Origin of the sequence: Arthrobacter sp. KBS0702 (assembly GCF_005937985.2) — a bacterium.
Taxonomy (GTDB): Bacteria; Actinomycetota; Actinomycetes; order Actinomycetales; family Micrococcaceae; genus Arthrobacter.
In genome coordinates this window covers 2,634,248-2,651,009 of the sequence record NZ_CP042172.1, presented here as the reverse complement: position 1 = coordinate 2,651,009, position 16,762 = coordinate 2,634,248, and the positions used below count along the sequence as shown (strand labels likewise).

At 64.2% G+C, this 16,762-nt stretch carries 16 protein-coding genes; 6 read left to right on the top strand and 10 right to left on the bottom strand.

Going from position 1 to position 16,762, the window contains the following annotated elements; translation table 11 throughout:
* Positions 1 to 58: 58 nt before the first annotated feature.
* The 4 genes from FFF93_RS12160 to FFF93_RS12145 form a co-directional block, all read right to left on the bottom strand.
* Entirely contained in the window at positions 59 to 1,177 is a 1,119-nt protein-coding gene (locus FFF93_RS12160; protein ID WP_138768683.1) for an enolase C-terminal domain-like protein, read from the bottom strand.
* Positions 1,178 to 1,322: 145 nt separating this feature from the next.
* Positions 1,323 to 2,912 carry a GMC family oxidoreductase gene (locus FFF93_RS12155; RefSeq protein WP_261375107.1) on the bottom strand — a complete coding sequence of 530 codons (1,590 nt, stop codon included), beginning with the start codon at positions 2,910 to 2,912 and terminating at the stop codon, positions 1,323 to 1,325.
* A gap of 47 nt (positions 2,913 to 2,959) precedes the next feature.
* Positions 2,960 to 3,616 (bottom strand): gluconate 2-dehydrogenase subunit 3 family protein, encoded by a 657-nt coding sequence (locus FFF93_RS12150; protein ID WP_138768685.1) that lies wholly within the window; start codon positions 3,614 to 3,616, stop codon positions 2,960 to 2,962.
* Positions 3,613 to 4,071, bottom strand: coding sequence for a hypothetical protein (locus FFF93_RS12145; RefSeq protein WP_138768686.1), 459 nt, complete (start codon positions 4,069 to 4,071; stop codon positions 3,613 to 3,615). The genes FFF93_RS12150 and FFF93_RS12145 overlap by 4 nt, the downstream gene beginning before the upstream one ends.
* Before the next feature lie 78 nt (positions 4,072 to 4,149).
* On the opposite strand from FFF93_RS12145, the gene FFF93_RS12140 reads away from it, so the two are divergent.
* The gene (locus FFF93_RS12140; RefSeq protein ID WP_261375106.1) at positions 4,150 to 4,665 is read left to right on the top strand and encodes a MarR family winged helix-turn-helix transcriptional regulator; all 516 of its coding nucleotides are present in this window, start codon (positions 4,150 to 4,152) and stop codon (positions 4,663 to 4,665) included.
* Positions 4,666 to 4,677: 12 nt separating this feature from the next.
* Here the strand turns inward: FFF93_RS12140 and FFF93_RS12135 are convergent, their stop codons facing one another.
* The 4 genes from FFF93_RS12135 to FFF93_RS12120 form a co-directional block, all read right to left on the bottom strand.
* Entirely contained in the window at positions 4,678 to 5,067 is a 390-nt protein-coding gene (locus FFF93_RS12135) for a hypothetical protein (RefSeq protein WP_138768688.1), read from the bottom strand.
* Positions 5,064 to 6,086 (bottom strand): SDR family oxidoreductase, encoded by a 1,023-nt coding sequence (locus FFF93_RS12130; RefSeq protein ID WP_138768689.1) that lies wholly within the window; start codon positions 6,084 to 6,086, stop codon positions 5,064 to 5,066. The genes FFF93_RS12135 and FFF93_RS12130 overlap by 4 nt, the downstream gene beginning before the upstream one ends.
* Positions 6,087 to 6,138: 52 nt before the next feature.
* The gene (locus FFF93_RS12125) at positions 6,139 to 7,863 is read right to left on the bottom strand and encodes a glycoside hydrolase family 15 protein (RefSeq protein ID WP_261375441.1); all 1,725 of its coding nucleotides are present in this window, start codon (positions 7,861 to 7,863) and stop codon (positions 6,139 to 6,141) included.
* A 309-nt stretch (positions 7,864 to 8,172) separates the two neighbouring features.
* Positions 8,173 to 10,008 (bottom strand): thiamine pyrophosphate-requiring protein, encoded by a 1,836-nt coding sequence (locus tag FFF93_RS12120; RefSeq protein WP_138768691.1) that lies wholly within the window; start codon positions 10,006 to 10,008, stop codon positions 8,173 to 8,175.
* A 560-nt stretch (positions 10,009 to 10,568) separates the two neighbouring features.
* On the opposite strand from FFF93_RS12120, the gene FFF93_RS12115 reads away from it, so the two are divergent.
* The 5 genes from FFF93_RS12115 (at position 10,569) to FFF93_RS12095 (ending at position 15,044) form a co-directional block, all read left to right on the top strand.
* A complete protein-coding gene (locus tag FFF93_RS12115) occupies positions 10,569 to 11,633 on the top strand; it encodes a sodium:calcium antiporter (RefSeq protein WP_138770395.1) in 1,065 nt (354 codons plus the stop codon).
* A gap of 55 nt (positions 11,634 to 11,688) precedes the next feature.
* Positions 11,689 to 12,363, top strand: a complete 675-nt coding sequence (locus FFF93_RS12110; protein ID WP_138768692.1) for a hypothetical protein — start codon at positions 11,689 to 11,691, stop codon at positions 12,361 to 12,363.
* Between the two features lie 350 nt (positions 12,364 to 12,713).
* A complete protein-coding gene (locus tag FFF93_RS12105) occupies positions 12,714 to 13,367 on the top strand; it encodes an SDR family oxidoreductase (protein WP_138768693.1) in 654 nt (217 codons plus the stop codon).
* Between the two features lie 193 nt (positions 13,368 to 13,560).
* Positions 13,561 to 13,995: an SRPBCC family protein gene (locus FFF93_RS12100; RefSeq protein WP_138768694.1), complete on the top strand. Its 435-nt coding sequence runs from the start codon at positions 13,561 to 13,563 to the stop codon at positions 13,993 to 13,995.
* Positions 13,996 to 14,363: 368 nt separating this feature from the next.
* A complete protein-coding gene (locus tag FFF93_RS12095; protein WP_138768695.1) occupies positions 14,364 to 15,044 on the top strand; it encodes a haloacid dehalogenase type II in 681 nt (226 codons plus the stop codon).
* Between the two features lie 396 nt (positions 15,045 to 15,440).
* Here FFF93_RS12095 and FFF93_RS12085 read toward each other — a convergent pair whose 3' ends face one another.
* Together FFF93_RS12085 and FFF93_RS12080 are read right to left on the bottom strand one after the other, a co-directional pair.
* Entirely contained in the window at positions 15,441 to 15,617 is a 177-nt protein-coding gene (locus FFF93_RS12085) for a CsbD family protein (protein ID WP_138768697.1), read from the bottom strand.
* A gap of 196 nt (positions 15,618 to 15,813) precedes the next feature.
* The gene (locus FFF93_RS12080; protein WP_261375105.1) at positions 15,814 to 16,710 is read right to left on the bottom strand and encodes a DMT family transporter; all 897 of its coding nucleotides are present in this window, start codon (positions 16,708 to 16,710) and stop codon (positions 15,814 to 15,816) included.
* Positions 16,711 to 16,762 lie beyond the last annotated feature (52 nt).

Below are 16,762 nucleotides of genomic sequence, written 5' to 3'. Positions count from 1 at the left end.
ATCAGCGCTATCCTCCTTGCCGACTGTCTCTTGCCGACTGTCTGCGGTATTGGTGCGCCTAGCCCACCCGGTACTTCTCGATGTCGGACGTGCGAATGGTGAGTCCGTTGCCGGGGGAGTGCTTGTCGGGGATGATTGCGCCGCCCGTAGGGTCCAAGGTCCCGTCGAAGAACGTCTGTTCGATCCGGACGTGGTCGTGGAACCACTCCAGATGCCGGAAGTTCTCCGTCGCGGCGGCTGCGTGCGCGCTCAGGTGCGGTGCGCAGTGCCCGGATACCTGAAGCCCGTGCGCTGCAACCACGGCTGCGATGCGCAGCCATTGGGTGATACCGCCGCAGCGCGAAACATCCAGCTGGACACAGTCGACGGCTTCGGCCCGGCACAGGCGCTCGAAGTAGAACAGATCTGTACCGTATTCACCCGCGGCGACGTCGGCAGCTATCGCCTCCCTGACGGTCCGCAGGCCGGCCAGGTGGTCGGAGGAGACCGGCTCTTCAAACCACGCCAGCCTGGAGTCGCCGGCCGCTTGATAAACCCTCACCGCTTGTTTTGCCGTATAGGCACCATTGGCGTCTACGAACAGCTCAGCGTCGTCTCCTATGACGGTTCTGGCCTGACGAATGCGCTCCAAATCCTGGGGAATGGCGTTCCCCCGGTCCTGTCCGATCTTTATTTTGACCCGTGGGATGTGCTGGCCGTGCACCCAGCCCCCCAGCTGGTCCTGCAGTTGCTGGCGGGAGTAGGTGGTGAACCCGCCGCTGCCGTAAATGTCGACCTCGTCGCGCACCGCTCCGAGGAGGCGGTACAGGGGAAGGTGAAGCAGGCGTGCTTTCAAGTCCCACAGGGCACAGTCCACCGCGGAGATCGCGTAGCCGGCGAGCCCGCTGCGGCCGGAATTGCGCACGGCCTGCAGCATCGACTGCGCGGCTCCTCCGGTGTCCCACGCAGATCGTCCGGAGACGGCTGGCGCCAGCAATCCCGCGATCAGCTGGGCGCAAGAGGGTGGAGCGTAGGTCCAGCCAAGCCCTTCGCAGCCGCCGGCGCTGGTCCGGACCACCACCATCGTGGTGGCGTCCCAGGCGAAGGTGCCGTCTGCCTCGGAGTTATCGGTGGGAATCGTGTAGGTGCTGACGTCCAGGCCGGTGAGGGCCGGATCGGTGGTTCCCGTGGGGCGCATGGCTCAGCCTTTCCTGTGCGGAAGGAATACCTGCAGTTTGGTTCTGACTTCACGAGATCGGTTCAGCAGGTAATCTTCGAACTGTTGTTTTGGCATGGTCCGTTCCTTGGGTGGCGGCGGCCCGGATACGCGGCCGGTGGTTCGCTCAGGCCGCATTGTTGGCCCCGCCCGCGATCAGCCGTTCAGCGGTGCGCGCTGCGACCGCCATGATGGTCAATGCCGGGTTGGCGCTTCCTTGGGTGGGCATTACGCTACCGTCGGTGATGTAGAGGTTGGGTACGGCGAAGCTGCGGCAATCGGCGTCGACGACGCCGTGGCGCTCGTCCGCCGCCATCCGGGCCCCGCCCACCAAGTGCGCGTAGCGCTTGATGGTGATGACCTCGTCGGCCCCTGCGGCTTTCAGGACCTTTTCCATGGCTTCCTGGGCGGCGCCCATGAGTTGGCGGTCGTTGTCGCACTGGGAGTAGTGGAAGTGCGCGACCGGCATTGAGTTCCGGTCCTTCTCCTGCGCCAGGGTGACGCGGTTGTCCGCCTGCGGCAGGAATTCGCACAGCGCCCCCAGGCAGGCCCAGTGCACGTAGTCGCTCATGTATTCGCGCAACTTTGCTCCCCAGTGACCCTGGGCGGCGACGTGTTCGGCCCAGGTGATGGGCAGCGGCGATACCGTCTGTATCGAGAACCCGCGCTTGTAGGGCTTGGACGGGTTTGTCTCATAGAAGTCTTCGGAGCTGACTTCCGGCGGGGGCGCCTTCCACATTCGCACTTCTGAGTCGAACCTGCCGGCCGTCTGGGGCGCTCCCTGGACCATCAGGTACCTCCCCACCTGGTCGAAGTCATTGCACAGCCCGTCCGGGAAACGCTTGGAAGTGGAGTTGAGCAGTAGGCGGGGCGTCTCGATGGAGTAGCCGGCGACGGCGACCATACGGGCACGCTGGAAGCGCGTGCGGCCGTGGCGGACGTAGTGCACGCCGGTGGCTTTGCCCGTGGTGTCGTCCACTTCAATCCTCGTCACCATCGAGTCAGCCCGTACTTCTGCGCCGTGGTGCAGGGCATCCGGGATATGGGTGATCAGGGGTGAGGCTTTTGCGTTGACCTTGCAGCCCTGCAGGCAGAAGCCGCGGTAGATGCAGTGTGGCCGGTTGCCGAAGCGGCCGTTGGAGATCGCGACTGGGCCGACCTTCGCGGTGATACCGCAGGCCAGTGCGCCGCGCAGGAAGAGCTCGCCGTTCCCGGAGACGGGGTGCGGACTGTGCGGATAGGAGTGTGGATCGCCCCACGGCCAGTGTTCCCCGGCCACCGGAAGTTCGCCTTCGATGTCCTCGTAGTACGACTTAAGATCCTCGTACTCGAAGGGCCAGTCGGCGCCCACCCCGTCGGCACTGTAGGTATGGAAGTCACTCGGGTGGAACCTGGGGGTGTAGCCTGCGTAATGCACCATGGAGCCGCCCACGCCCCGGCCCGAGTTGTTTGAGCCCAGGGGCACCGGATCGTCCCCGGAGATCACCCGCGGTTCCGTCCAGTACAGGTGGTGTGAGGCCGCCTCGTCGCTGACCCAGTCGCGCTCCGGGTCCCAGAAAGGGCCCGCATCCAGGGCGACTGCCTTCCAGCCCGCGCGGGCCAAGCGCTGCAGGAGAGTAGAGCCGCCCGCACCGCACCCGACGATCACTATGTCGACTTCGTCATCGTCCTGGAACCGGGCCATGTCGGTGCGCATGGCGTGGTTAGTTCCCGGCACGGGGGGCAGCAGCCACGCGGAGGCGTTCCTATCTTTTACCGAGGCCATCAGTGTCGCCTCCCTTTCCCGGATTTTGTATTGGGACGGGCCGGATCCTGTCCGGGGCGGGCGTCCGGCACTTCGAAAGGCTCACGGGCGTCGAGGCCAAGATTCTTGTATCCGCGTGGATAAGCGGGCCCGGCAAAACCAATCTCATCCCAGGCCAGGGGATGCGAGTAGAAGGCCGTGCACGCATACCGGGTCCAGAGGCTCCATACCTGGGATGCCTGCCGCCCCCGCCACTGTTCGGCGTGGTGAATGTCCGTCAGGAGGCCTTCCTGCTCATCCCAGGACAGCTCGCAAAACGCTTTCCCGCTCCGTGCCCGGGCCTCGGCGTCCAGCGCCGCGAGGGTGCTGCGCCAGGCCGCCGGGTCCGGTTCCATGCCCTCGTAGTGCCAGCCGTCGGTCTGGTCCTCGGCCAAACGTGAGCCGACCATATTGACCACCGGGACCCGGGGTTCCTCACGCTGGTCCAGCAGTTGGTCAAACAGCGCCCTCGCTGCTGCCTCCTCCGCGACGGTGAAGAAGCGCAGGTCGGCCGGCCGGCCGAGGCGTGCCAGAACGACGCCTTGCGTCACCTGATCCCAGTGCCGGGACTGCCCCTGGGCATCGAAGCCCGGGAAGCGGCCGCCACCGTCCTTCGGGTCCAGCGGCAGGGCCGTCACCTTTCCCTCCTGAGCACCGCGGCGAGCAGACCCATGCCGCCCACCACAGTCACCAGGAGCGGGGCCAGCAGCGGCGGCCCCATTTCCATGTTGTACTTCAAGTTCGAAAACCCGCCGGGTTTCTGCGCAATGCCCCGGGCGTGTAGATATGTTCCCTGCAGGCCGTTGGCGACAATTGCTGCGGAGGCCAAGGGGAGCGCCGTTTTGGCCATCCGCCTGCTGAACACTCCAGCCACGCCGGCAGCTGCTCCGAGCGGTCCGAGGGCAACAGGGATCCACATCAGTTTGTTGCCAAAGCTTGCCTTGTCATGCTCAAAATATATTTCTGCGGCGGTCACGAGGGCGCCGATCGCGGTAATCCCGGAAAGGGACCGCTCGAAGCGGCCGGTTTCCACGTTGCGGATCATCCGGTCTATCCCGTAGACGGTTGCCCCGGGTGTAACTGGTGTCTTCATGGCGCTCCTTGCAGTCAGACTGGTTCTGCCGCGACGCAAATATTTCACTTGCGCAACAGATGGATGGATACTCGTGGTGTGGCAAATTCAGAAGATGCAATACAAGCCGCCGGTGCGCGGAAAGTGCCCTTGGATGGCAGCGAGGTGGATGCGGTGGTCCGGGCGGCCAACGTCTTGCTCCGCGTCGCTGCGCGGTCGGTGGCAGAAGTAGAAGACGTGGTGACGACGCCGCAGTTGCGGGTGCTGGTGCTCATCGCGAACCGCGGGCCGCAAAACCTCGGTGCGGTTGCCGTCGAGCTGGGGGTCCATCCCTCGAACGCCACGCGGACGTGTGACCGGCTGGTCCAGGCCGGGCTGATTGAGCGGGGAGAGGATCCACAGGACCGCCGCCTGTCCAAGCTAGTCCTCACCGCGAAGGGCACGCGACTGGTGGAGCAGGTGATGTCACACCGCCGTGAAGCGATAGCAGCGGTCCTGGAACACCTGCCCGCACAGACCAGGAAGTCCCTGACCGAGGCCATGAACGCGTTCGCGGAAGCCTCCGGGGAAACTGAAACCGAAGATGGACGCTTCGCACTGGCCCTCCACCGCTGAATCGACATGGGCTCACCGCCCCTTGCGGCGGCCCGCTGGCGGTAGCGCTGCGGGCCGGCGCGGCCTGATTCCGCCGCTCAGGCCAAATTCCGTACCCGCGAACAGGCCGGCAATCACAGCGTCCAGCGCGGCGGCCCTGCGGCGCCGCCGATCCGTAACCGCCAACCCCACCATGCTGGCCGAGTGCAACCAGTCCACCACACCGGCGCCGAGGTGTAGCGATCGGGAGAAAGGCGCCGCGCCAACGACCAGCGCCTGCAGGAGGTGCCTGGCGCCAAGAATACGGACCACTGCGCGGACCCGCCGGTCCGGCTGGTGTCCGAGCGCCAGACGGAAGATCATGCTCGGAAAGGCCAGTTGGCACAGTCCGTACGCCGCCCGGGTGGCTTCCATCGCCCTCACCGGCCTGTCCTACCCAGCAGCGCCCCGCCGAATGCCCACAAACCCAACACGGTGGCACCGGCCGCCGCCAGGACGGTGCCGTGGTGGTGGGAGGCCCATAGTTGAGGGCTCCGCGCCGCCGAGCGGGCATCAAACGCCCCGTGAGTTCCGAAATCCCGGTCCTCGTCGGCCGGTTCCCAGAGGTTGACGGGCTGTTCCGGGTCGCGGCTTTGCGGCCTCTGCTGGGAGGCGAATCCTTTCCGGGCCAGGTACCTGTCCAGCAGTCCGGGGGCCACAGCGTTCGCCACCAGGGTGGCTGCGGTGCTTGCCCCCACCCAGTACTCCCGGCGGTGCGGATGCGCGGCGGCAAAGAGTACCCCGCGGGCAGCGACTTCCGGCTGGTAGATCGGCGGAACCGGCTGGGCCTTGTTCGGCAGTCTGGAAAGTACCCAGCTGAACTGTGGCGTGTTGACCGCAGGCATTTGCACCATGGTCGTTTTGACCGGACTCCCGTCGTGCAGCAATTCGCAGCGAAGTGATTCATTGAAGCCCTGGATGGCGTGCTTGGCGCCGCAGTAGGCGGACTGGAGCGGGATGCCCCGGTAGGCCAGCGCCGAGCCGACCTGGACGATGGTGCCCCGGTTGTGTTTCTTCATGCGGTCCAGCGCGATCATTGTTCCGTAGACGTATCCCAGATAGCTGACGTCGGTGACGCGTTTGTATTCCTCCGGCTTGATCTCGGCGAAGGGGGCGAACACGGAAGTGAAGGCAACGTTGACCCAGATGTCAATCGGTCCCAGTTCCTGCTCAATGCGGCTTGCTGCCGCGTCGAGGGCATCATAGTCGGACGTGTCCACCGCGATGGCCAGCGCCCGGCCGCCCGAGTCTTCGACTTCTTTTGCTGCGCCCGCCAGCCCTGCCTCGCCCCGGGCCAGAAGGGCGACGGAGGCGCCGTGTCTGCCAAAGGCGATGGCCGTCGCCCGGCCGATGCCGCCGCTGGCGCCTGTCACAACGATTGTCTTGTCTTTGAAGGTGTTCATGAGTGCTCCTCGTCCTGGCCCGGGCAGGTCGCCCGGAGATGGTTGATGGTGCTCACTGCTCAGAATTCAGACCCCGCCAAGGGGGAGGGGGATCGGCGAGCCGCCGGGATGTTTCCAGCAGGGCTGCGTGAACGAAGGCCTGGGGGAAGTTGCCCCGGAGTTGGCGCTGTTCAATGTCGTACTCCTCCGTGAAGAGTCCCGGTGAGCCGCAGGCTGCACGGTTTCTTTCAAACCAGCGCGCCGCTTCAGTGGTCTCCCCGCTTTGGTGCAGGGCCATGGCCATATCGAAGCCGCACAGCAGGAAGGCGCCCTCGGACTCTTCCAGCGGCCGTCCGTCCTGGCGGAAGCGGTACAGGTACCCGTCGTGGGCAAGATCGTCCCGAATCGCTTTGAGAGTGGCAACGGAGCGGGGATCGTCGGCCGGAAGGGCCCCCCGGATTACCGGGAGAAGCAGGGACGCATCGACCCGGTCGTCGCCGGGTGCCCGTTGCCACCGTCCGCTGGAATGCAGGCAGTCTTTGGCCACATCGGTAAAGAGGGCGTCAGCCTGCGAGGTCCACGTGGCCCCCTGTTGCGGCGGGGCATTGCGGCCGATGGCGCGCAACCCGGCGGCGCAGATGAGGCGGGAGTGGGCCCACCTCCTGTTGTCGAGTTCCCACATGCCCGCGTCAGGTTCCTGCCACCGCGCCATGATGGCGTCCGCGCAGATCTCCGCCGCCTTCCAGTGCTCAAGGTTCAGACGGTCATTCTCCGCAGCGGCGGCGAACAGCAGCAACGACTCCCCGAATGCGTCCAGCTGGAACTGGTTATTGACCCAATTGCCGGCCTTAGCGGACCCCCCGGGGTAGCCGGGCAGCCCAACATCCCATTCATCCGGGACGCGGCCGCCCTCGGTGGTGTAGGCCGGCTTCATTTCCGGCCCGTCCGTGAGCAGCCTGGCGGAAACGAAACCGACCGCGTCATCCAGCAGCGGAAACATCTCGCAGGCCGCCACCGACTGGCCGACAAAACACTGATCCCGGATCCACGCGTAGCGGTAGTCGTAGTTCCTTTTCTGCCCGGCCCGTTCGGGCAGGCCCATGGTCGACGCGGCGACCATGGCTCCTCCCACCCCTGTCATTCCGCGAAGAACGGCGTAGGACTGCCGGCAGTCATCCGGGGATATGGTGTTGTCTAAGCGGGGGACGGCCGAGTGCCACGCATTTTCTGTCGCGTTCCACGCCTGAGCGGCCTGCGCCGGCTCAGCGGGCAGTTCGCGGTTGGAGATTTCCAAAACCAGATCGTGGTGTTCGCCTTCGGCAAGTTCGAGAACCACTTCGAGTCCTCCCGCTCCCGCCTTCGCCCCCGCCGCGCCGCCGAGGCGTATCCTGAGGTCTGCCGAGCTCGCGGTCCATAGACCGTCCTCACAGGAAAGCCTGGTCATCTTGTGCTTGCCGAAGTTCGCTCGGGCGTCCAACGTCACCCGCACGGTTGCCTGGCCCCGCACGGCACGGATCCGGCGCAGCAGCACGGCACGGGTGGGATCCCCGGGGTACGCCAGCGCTTCCCGGCATTCAATAATTCCTGAGCCGGTTACCCACCGGCTCACCCAGATCAGGGTTCCGTCCTCGTACTGTCCGCCCCAGACGTTGTGCGGGTCGGTAGGCGTCACGGCGAACGTTCCGGGACCGCCCAAGAGTCCCGAGAACACCGCGTCGTCCTGCCATTGCGGTGCGCACATCCACACCACGTCCCCGCCGGGGCCTATCAGGGCCGCGCGGGCGCCGTCGGCAACCATCGCGTACTCACGTAACGCGTGAGGGGGAAAGCCTGGAAACGAATCACTAAGCATGCTACCGAGTCTAAACGCAACAATTGCGAGGCCGCAATGAAATTGCTGGAGAAGTCCTGGGACTCCTGGGAGTGTCCGACGTCGGGCCCCGCGCGGACGTTTGTTGAAGGGCCGCCGGCAGGCCGGGATGCGGACGCGACGGCTCCGGCGGCCCCCGGGTGCTGGCGCACTGGGGCCGGCCTGAGGAGAGCTGCCACATGCTACCGATGAGTACTTTCGGAACCTATCTTTCCCGTCTCCTTTCCATCGCGGGCCTTAGTGTTGCTTCTCTTCACGGTCCTGGCCAAGGTGGAGCTTTCCTTTGATGCGTTCGATTCCTTCGGCTGCCAGGGCCTTGGCGGAGTCGCGCAGGACCCCGATCTCGTCGGGGTCCTTCTTGAGAAGCGCTTCTGCTGTGTGCTTTGCGAACTCAGTGGTGATGTGAGGAGGAAGGGGTGGGACGTTTTTGCTGGTGTACGCGTCGATGATGGTGACGCCCTGGTGTGCGAAGGCCGCGTCCCAGGCGCCCGCGACCTCGCTGTCGGTTTTGACCCGGATGCCGGTGAAGCCGAGCAGTTCCGCCCACCCGGCATAGTCAATCGACTGGACGTCCTGAGAGGTGGGCCACACGGGATTGGCGTCCTCGGTACGCATTTCCCATGACACCTGTGTCAAGTCGTTGTTGTGCAGAACCAGGATGATCAGCTGCGGGTTCTCCCATTCCTGCAGGTACTTCTTAATCGTGATCAGTTCGTTCATGCCGAGCATCTGGAAGGCACCGTCGCCAATGGTGCAGATAACGGAGCGTTCCGGATAGGCGAACTTTGCCGCTGTGGCGTAAGGCATCGCGGCGAGCATGCTGGCAAGCCGGCCGGAAAGATCGCCAAGCATGCCGCGGCGCAGCCTGATGTGGTGGCCGTACCAGTCCGCCGTGGATCCGGCGTCGGCGGTGACGATGGCCTGCGGGGGAAGGCGCTTGTTCAATTCCTGGTAGACCCGCCTGGGGTTGACGCCGTCTTTGTAGGTCAGCATCGCCTGGGCTTCCATCTCGTTTTCCCACTCGAGCATCTCCTCGGCGACGGTGTTCTGCCAGGAGAGGTCGGTTTTCGCCTCCAGGTGCGGGATGAGTGCGGTGAGGGTCGCCCTCACATCACCCCACAGATTGAGTTCGGTGGGGTAGCGCAATCCCATTTGCTCCGGCTTCAGGTCGACCTGGATCGCCCGTGCCTGTCCGCTCTTCGGGAGGAACTGGCTGTAGGGGTAGTTGGTTCCAAGGAAGACCAGGGTGTCGCACCCGCTCATTTGGTGTGCGCTGGGCAGGGAGCCGAGGAGACCGAGCTGCTGCGAGTGGTGCGGCACGTCGGAGGGGATCACCTGTTTGGCGCGCAGGGCCGTGATCAGGCCGGCGCCGCAAAGGTCGGCGGCTTTCAGCACCTCGTCGGTGGCGCCGTTTGCGCCATGGCCGACAATGAACGTGACTTTAGTGCCAGCATTGATGATTCCGGCGGCCTTCACGATCTCACTTGCCGGCGGGACGATTGAGATGGACGGGGAGACGGCACTGGAGCGTGATACCCAGTTCTGGGGAGTGAGATCAGGCATCTTCATTCCCTGCACGTCGTGGGGAATGATGATTACGGCCGGTCCCAGCCGCACCGTGGCTGTACGGAAGGCGGTGTCAACGACAGCCTGTGACTGTTCGGGCGAGACGATCGTCTGGACATATACAGAGACATCCGCAAAGACGCGTTCGAGATTGTTCTCCTGCTGTGTGAATGTGCCCAGCGAGTTCAGCCCCTGCTGGCCCACGATCGCGACGACCGGCTGGTTGTCCATCTGGGCGTCATAGAGGCCGTTGAGCATGTGGAAGGCGCCCGGGCTGGAAGTGGCAACGCAGACGCCGACTTCACCGGTGAACTTGGCGTGGGCGGTTGCCATCAGGGAGCAGATCTCCTCGTGCGTGGGGCGCACGTACTTAAGTCCTGCTCCATCGCGCTGGGCCTTCTCCAAGGCACCGTCGAACTCGCCGATCCCGTCGCCGGGGAAAGCGAAGATCCGGCTGACTCCCCATTCCTTGACGCGTTGGACCACAAAATCGCTAACAGTTGCCATGGTTCTTCCTCCATTTCTTTGTGTTGGGCCGGCCCGCGGCGCACGGCGGGGCAGTGATGGTCATCGGGAGCAGGGGGCCTAGGTGAGGACCACCGGCACGCTGTGGTACTTGTTCAGCTGCCAGCCCGGACGGCGGCAGCGGCGAGGATAAAGCCGGTGAGAGCGGAGGCGGCGCACAATATCCAGAGCCCGACGGCGCCACCGCTGGTCTGCCGTACGATGCGGGGTCCCGCGGTGGACGCGACACCTGCCCGAATGAGGGCTGTGCCCGCGCTAGCGACGGCGATTATCCAGCACAGCCACTGGACGATGGCTGTTGAACCCTGTTCCATGAGTTTCCTTTTCTAAAGAGGGTGCCTGCGGACGGCCGGCACGGACTTTTCTTGCATTTACGCTATCATTGCGTAAGCGCAAAGGAAATAAGTTCTCGAGGCCTCCTCGGCCGGCACCTGGGACTCCCTCCGTGCGACGAGGCTGCGAAGGCCGCCGGAGGTGACTCCGCGCAGCGCATTGAATGCTCCGTAAGTGGGTCAGCGAGCCCGGATTGGATCGTGGTAGTGATGGGCTCTTTGCCTCTGTGGGTTCTGATCGTTATTTTCGTCAGCGCCTCGGTCGTCATTTGGTTCGCTGGCATCCAGCTCTCTAGGAAGACCGACATTCTGGATAAACGATTCCATCTAGGCTCAGCTTTGGGCGGATTGATCCTTTTGGCCATAGCGACGAATCTTCCCGAACTGGCCATTACGGTCAGCGCCGCCATCTCCGGGGACCTGGAAGTCGCTGTGGGCAATATCCTCGGCGGAATTGCGTTGCAAACGGTAGTTTTGGTGGTGCTGGACGTCTTCGGCGTCAAGGGAAAGCACCCCCTGACCTACAAGGCTGCGTCCCTGACGCTCGTCATCGAGGCCGTGACTGTCGTCGCCGTGCTCGCCGTGGTCATCGCCGGAAGCCAGATGCCATCAGGCGTGGTGTTCGCGCGCCTGACGCCGAGTGCGGTTCTGATCGCAGTCGTGTGGGTTGTGGGTTTGTTACTTGTCCAGCGCGCGCAGAAACACCTTCCCTGGCAGGAGGAGGGCGAGGCCCCGGAAAGCCAATCCGAACCCAGGGGCCACAGCAAGGCACAAAGTCAGCGCGACTCCACGAAAACAAAGGGCACCGGCGCTTCTGTTGCTGTTTTTGCTGTCGCCGCCGTCGCCACCCTGATCGCCGGCGTAGTGCTTGAACAAAGTGGCAGTGCAGCAGCGGACCAGCTCGGTCTCTCCGGTGTGCTCTTCGGCGCCACTGTGCTGGCACTGGCAACGTCCCTGCCGGAAATTTCCACCGGCCTCGCGTCGGTACGCCAGGGTGATTACAAGCTGGCCGTCAGCGACATTTTTGGCGGAAACGCCTTCCTTCCGGTTCTTTTCCTTCTGGCGGTCCTCATCTCAGGCAAAGCGGTCCTGCCGCAGGCCCAGGCCACCGACATCTATCTCACGGCCCTGGCGATCCTGCTCACCGTCGTGTACCTGCTGGGTCTCCTTTTCCGGCCCCAGCGTCGCATAGCGAGGATGGGGGCCGATTCCCTTATTGTGCTGGTGCTCTATGCGCTCGGCGTCGCCGGACTCTTCGTCGTCGCCGGAGGATGAGGCCGGCAGTGGCGGCCCCAGCGGCGAGGCATACGCGACGGGGGTAGCCTGTGGCGTGAGTAGCAGGGACCTTGCCACACCCAGCGAGCGGGACGCGGAGAACCACGATGAAAGGAAGCCCATGAACACTGACCCAAGTAAGTCCGGCGCCGTGAATGCTGAGCCATTCAAAGGGGACCCTGCCGGGCAGGAGCCCACCGGTCGGGTCCCCGCTGCGGACGTGAAGCTGCAGCTTCAACTTGCGATCTTCGAGGCAAGCAAGGACTCAAAAGGCAAAAGCCTCGCCGAGATCCTTGAGAAGCTGCGGTCCGCTTTCGCCGCCCGCGGCGTCGCGGAACCCCCGGCCACGTGGTTGGAGTCCGTCGCCTCTTCAGCCTTCTACGGTGAGCCCTACCTCATTGATTTCCCCACTGCGATCGCGGCAGACTCCGCCGTGCCCGCTCCCAATCAAGAAGTCCGGAACCGCCTCGCGGGCCGCCGCGAGCTGCGGGCGGAAAAGCTTCCGCCCGGAATCTTCCCTTCTAGGGACGACTGGGACGTGCCCATCATCGAATCTCCCGAGGCTGTGAACCCGGCCGTCATTTCCCGGCGGGCGACGAGAATCGCTGCGGGCCTGGTTTTCGTAGGAGTCGTGGTTGCGGCCATAGTCCTGGTCATTCAGTCTGCCCGGACATCCAACTGGCGTCGGACGACCCTGCGGGCCAAACCCCGCGGAGGGGAAGTCGGCTAAGGCGGTAAGCTCAGTGGCCCACTGGCTCCCAGCCGCTCTCCAGTTGGATGAAAGGTTACTCTGTGCCGGAACGTGGTGGAGTTCCGGTTTAACGTTGAGCCCACACAATTTTGAGTCGGCCCCAGATGCTTCCGCATACGGGGCCGTCCCTCTTGGTGCGATGGTGGCCTCCGTGGGTTCTGGGTGCCGAGTGTGATAGCCGATGTGCGGTGTCCCGGATGGCGGCCAAGGGCAGTTCCGGAAGGTGCAGGCTAAGCCTGCTTCGTTGCATGGGGGAGTACTGCAGCCGACCAGCCGCAGGAATCCGACCCGCGCTGGGCTACCTGCAGCACGTGACCTAGGATCTACCCATGACGACTCTTCAGGGTGCGGTTGTTCTGGTAGCCGGCGCCACCGGCGGACTCGGTTCGCGCATCGCTGCTCAGCTGGAGAGCAACGGCGCCATCGTCGCCCGATCGTCAAAGTCTCTTGGGCACGATCTGCGCTCACCTTCCGTGATCCGGGAGGTGCTGGATCAGACGATTGCGCAGTACGGACGTCTCGACGGGCTAGTGGTTGCATCCGGCGTCGTCGCCTTCGGCGCGGCATCAGACCTTGAACCCGCCACGGTGGACGAACTCTTTTCTGTGAACACGACCAGTCCGATTCAACTCATTACCCAGAGTCAGCCCTACCTCGCGGTCTCCGCACGTGAGGGGCGGGAGCCCTTCGTGGTCACACTGAGCGGTGTTGTCGCCGAGGCACCCGTCGCCGGTCTGGCAGCGTACTCGGCGTCGAAGGCTGGGCTCGCGGCCTTTGTTGTCGCAGCGGCGCGTGAGTATCGCCGCGCGGGCATCCGAATCTTGGACGCTCGCCCGGGACACACTGGCACCGCGCTGTCCACCCATCCAATCGCCGGGTCAGCGCCGCGATTCGGAGCGGGGCTGGATCCAGACAAGGTTGCAGCGCGGATTATCACCGCGATCGTCGATGGCGAGAAGGATCTGCCCAGCAATGCCTTCTAGGCGCGGCCAAGGTCCTGGAACTGTGCGCTTACGAAGCTAATTGAGCATCAGGGCTTATAAAACAGGCGTTGGACGGCCGATTGCATAGTGCCGACCATCCGCGGCGGCCTCGGCCAGCAAGCGCGTCATGCGATAGTTGGGCAGGTCCGCCTCCGGCATCTCCGGCCCGCTAGCAACACACAGAGGAACACTCATGGTGAACGTCCAGACCGAAATACTGATCCGGCGGCCCCGCGAGATCGTGGCCAGTTTTGCTTCCGACCCGGACAACGCGCCGGCTTGGTACGTGAACATACGATCTGCAAAATGGCAGACTAAACGCCCCTTGGCGGTCGGCTCCCGGGTTGCTTTCACCGCGCGATTCCTGGGCCGAAATCTAGACTATGTCTACGAAATAAGCGAGCTGGTGCCTGGCTACAAACTTACTATGCGTACAAAGCAAGGTCCTTTCCCGATGCGGACCAGCTACAGCTGGCCCGACGAGGACGGCGCGACACGCATGACCCTCCGTAACACAGGTGAACCCTCCGGATTCTCAGCACTTGCCGGCATCTTCATGGCGCCAATGATGCGCAGGGCCATGCGCAAGGACCTGGAGAACCTCAAGAAGATTCTGGAATCCGCCTAGTCGAAGACAAAGCCAGCGTCTCGAGATTCGCTAGGCAACGTCCCGGCGTGGGGTCTGTCGTGAGGGAACCAGAGGTTACTCCGTGACGGAACGTGGTGGAGTTCCGCTTCAACGTGTAGGTCCCGTACTCCCTGAAATCGTACAGCCTGCGACCCCGAACGCATCTTCAGCTACCTCTAACTGGAACCAAGGCTTGTGGCAGTCCCGCTAGTGGTTTCCCCAATGCCGCCCAGCTCTTTGAGGACGGCCGCCGTCGGGGAGCGCCGGCCCCAATATTCCCGTGTGACGCAGCTGCTGGTTCCGTCTCTCTCCGGGAACGAGGCAGACTTTCCCTGGAGACACACATACGCGACCACAAGGAGTACTCCATGACCGCCGCAATCTCAGTCATTGTCTTTGATGTGAACGAAACCCTGTCGGATATGTCGCCTATGGGGGAACGCTTCAGCGAGGTTGGGGCACCAGTTGAGCTGGCTAAATTCTGGTTCGCGACGTTGTTGCGTGACGGCTTCGCACTGGCGGCCAGCGGGGAGAACGGATCGTTCGCCGCCATCGGGGCCGACGTTCTTCGGGAACTCCTGGCCGGGGTGGAGCTCAACCGCACTCTCGCTGAGGCGGTCGACCATGTGATGGGCGGCATGAACGGCCTTGAGGTACACCCGGATGTCCCAGAGGGGATCGGAGCCCTCGCCGCTGCGGGGTTCCGGCTGATCACGCTGAGCAACGGCTCGGCCGGGATCGCCGGCAAGTTGTTGAGCGGGGCCGGGATCCGGGACGCGTTCGAGGCTCTGCTGTCGGTCGAGGATGCGCCCGCGTGGAAGCCGGCCCGGGGCTCCTATGAATATGCAGCCGCCGCTTCGGGGGCCGACCCTGCCGGCATCCTGCTGGTGGCCGTGCATCCCTGGGATATCCACGGGGCCGCCCGCGCCGGACTGCGGACAGCGTGGCTAAACCGGACCGGGGGAAGCTACCCGGGCTACTTTGCGGCTCCGGACTTCATCGTCACAGCACTGACCGACCTCCCGGTGGCCCTGGTCGCAGCGCACTGACAGGGGACCGTCCCCTGGCGCCGCAGCCCAGCGCAGGTCCTGAGGACCGGGTTGAAGGAATAGAGATATAGAGGGCTTCGGCAATCATTGCCTGATGCCGGATACAGGAGTCGACTGAATCGACGGCATTGCGCGCGAGGGGTGAACGCTCACCAACGCCGCAGCGCCTAGCCGGATTGTTCGGCTTATATCCGGCGACAGCAGTCGGAATGAGTGACCAGAAGGCGTCATTCGGTGGGAGTATTCCGGCAGGAAGGTTCAGGACTCCTCCCGCCAGGTCGGCCAACATCAGCAAGGACGCCCGGGGGGACAGTGCCGCACCGAGGTTCTTGGGTGGCAACCGAAAGTGCGGGCGCCGGCGTAAACCGTCGTCCGCACCTGGTCGGGCGGTGTTACTCAGTGCTTCTTGAAGGCGTCTTTGACTTTCTCGCCGGCCTGCTTGAGATCGGCTTTGACCTGATGACGTTTGCCCTCGGCCTTCAGCCGGTCGTTGCCGGTGGCGTCTCCGGCGGCTTTTTGGCCCTTGCCGTGGAGTTTCTCGGCAGCGTTGTGAATCTTTTCTCCCAAACCCATGGCGAATCTCCTTATGTGGCCGCTTCTGCGGCATGATGCCGCCGAAACCGACAATTAATTGTAGTTGCGAATCGTCACCCTGGGGCCTACGCGTTCAAAGGATTTGCAGATCGACGCCGAAAATGGCCACTAGCGGCCAGCGCGCAATCGTGGACCGGGGGAGAGGGATGCGACGAAGAGACTTCCGTGCTCCGGGCTATTCGGCCGTGGTGGTGGCGGGTGCCATTTTGACCGTGGCCAGCAGGAGGACTCCGGCGATGGCTGTTGCGCCGGCAAGTAGGAATGCGATGAATGCTCCTGCCGGGGCCGCGTCGGCCTCACCGAGAACGGTGATGCCCAGGGTGACGGCGACGAGCGGATCGATTACTGTCAGGCCTGCGACGACGAGTTCGGGTGTCCCTCGGGCGTGGGCGTTTTGGACCAAGAATGTCCCGAACAGGGCGGCGACGATCAACCCTGCCAGACAGGTCAGGGATAGCCATTCGAAGTCGCCCTGGAAGAGTCGGGCAATGACGGTCTTGGCCAGCGCCGCGACGAACCCGAAGAGGATTCCGGCTCCTGCGGTGAACACGACGGCGCTCCAGCGGTGGCGCCAGAGACTGAAACCCGTGCCAAGCGCGACGAGGACGGCGCCGAGCAGTACCAGAATCGTGATGAGGTGCCGGTCGCTGATTTCAACGTCGCGGGCGGAAACTGCGGCGACTGCAACGAACACCCCGACACCGGCAATGCACAGGGCCACCGATGTGAGCGCGCGGCGGCCGGGGGACCTTCGGGTCATTCTGGCGGTGGCCAGGGTCGTGACCACAAGGGCGACCGCGCCGATGGGCTGCACAACGATCAGAGGTGAGAATCTCAGACTTGTGAGCTGCAGCAGTATTGCTGCTCCCAGCATGGCTGTGCCGGCGAGCCAGGCGGGTTTTCCCAGGAGGGCCTGCAGCCGGCCCCCGCCCATGCTCCCGGCGCCGCGCCCCGGTGCTGGCGCCTGCTCGCCAACGGCTTTGTGCTGGAAGAGCGTGCCTAGGGCAAGCAAGATCGCTCCGGCGACGGCGATCGGGATGCCAAGCCAGTGATAGGACGACAAGATCGGCACCGCAGCAGTCTGGATCATCATCCGACCCTACAGGTGGCGTGCAGCGCTGATG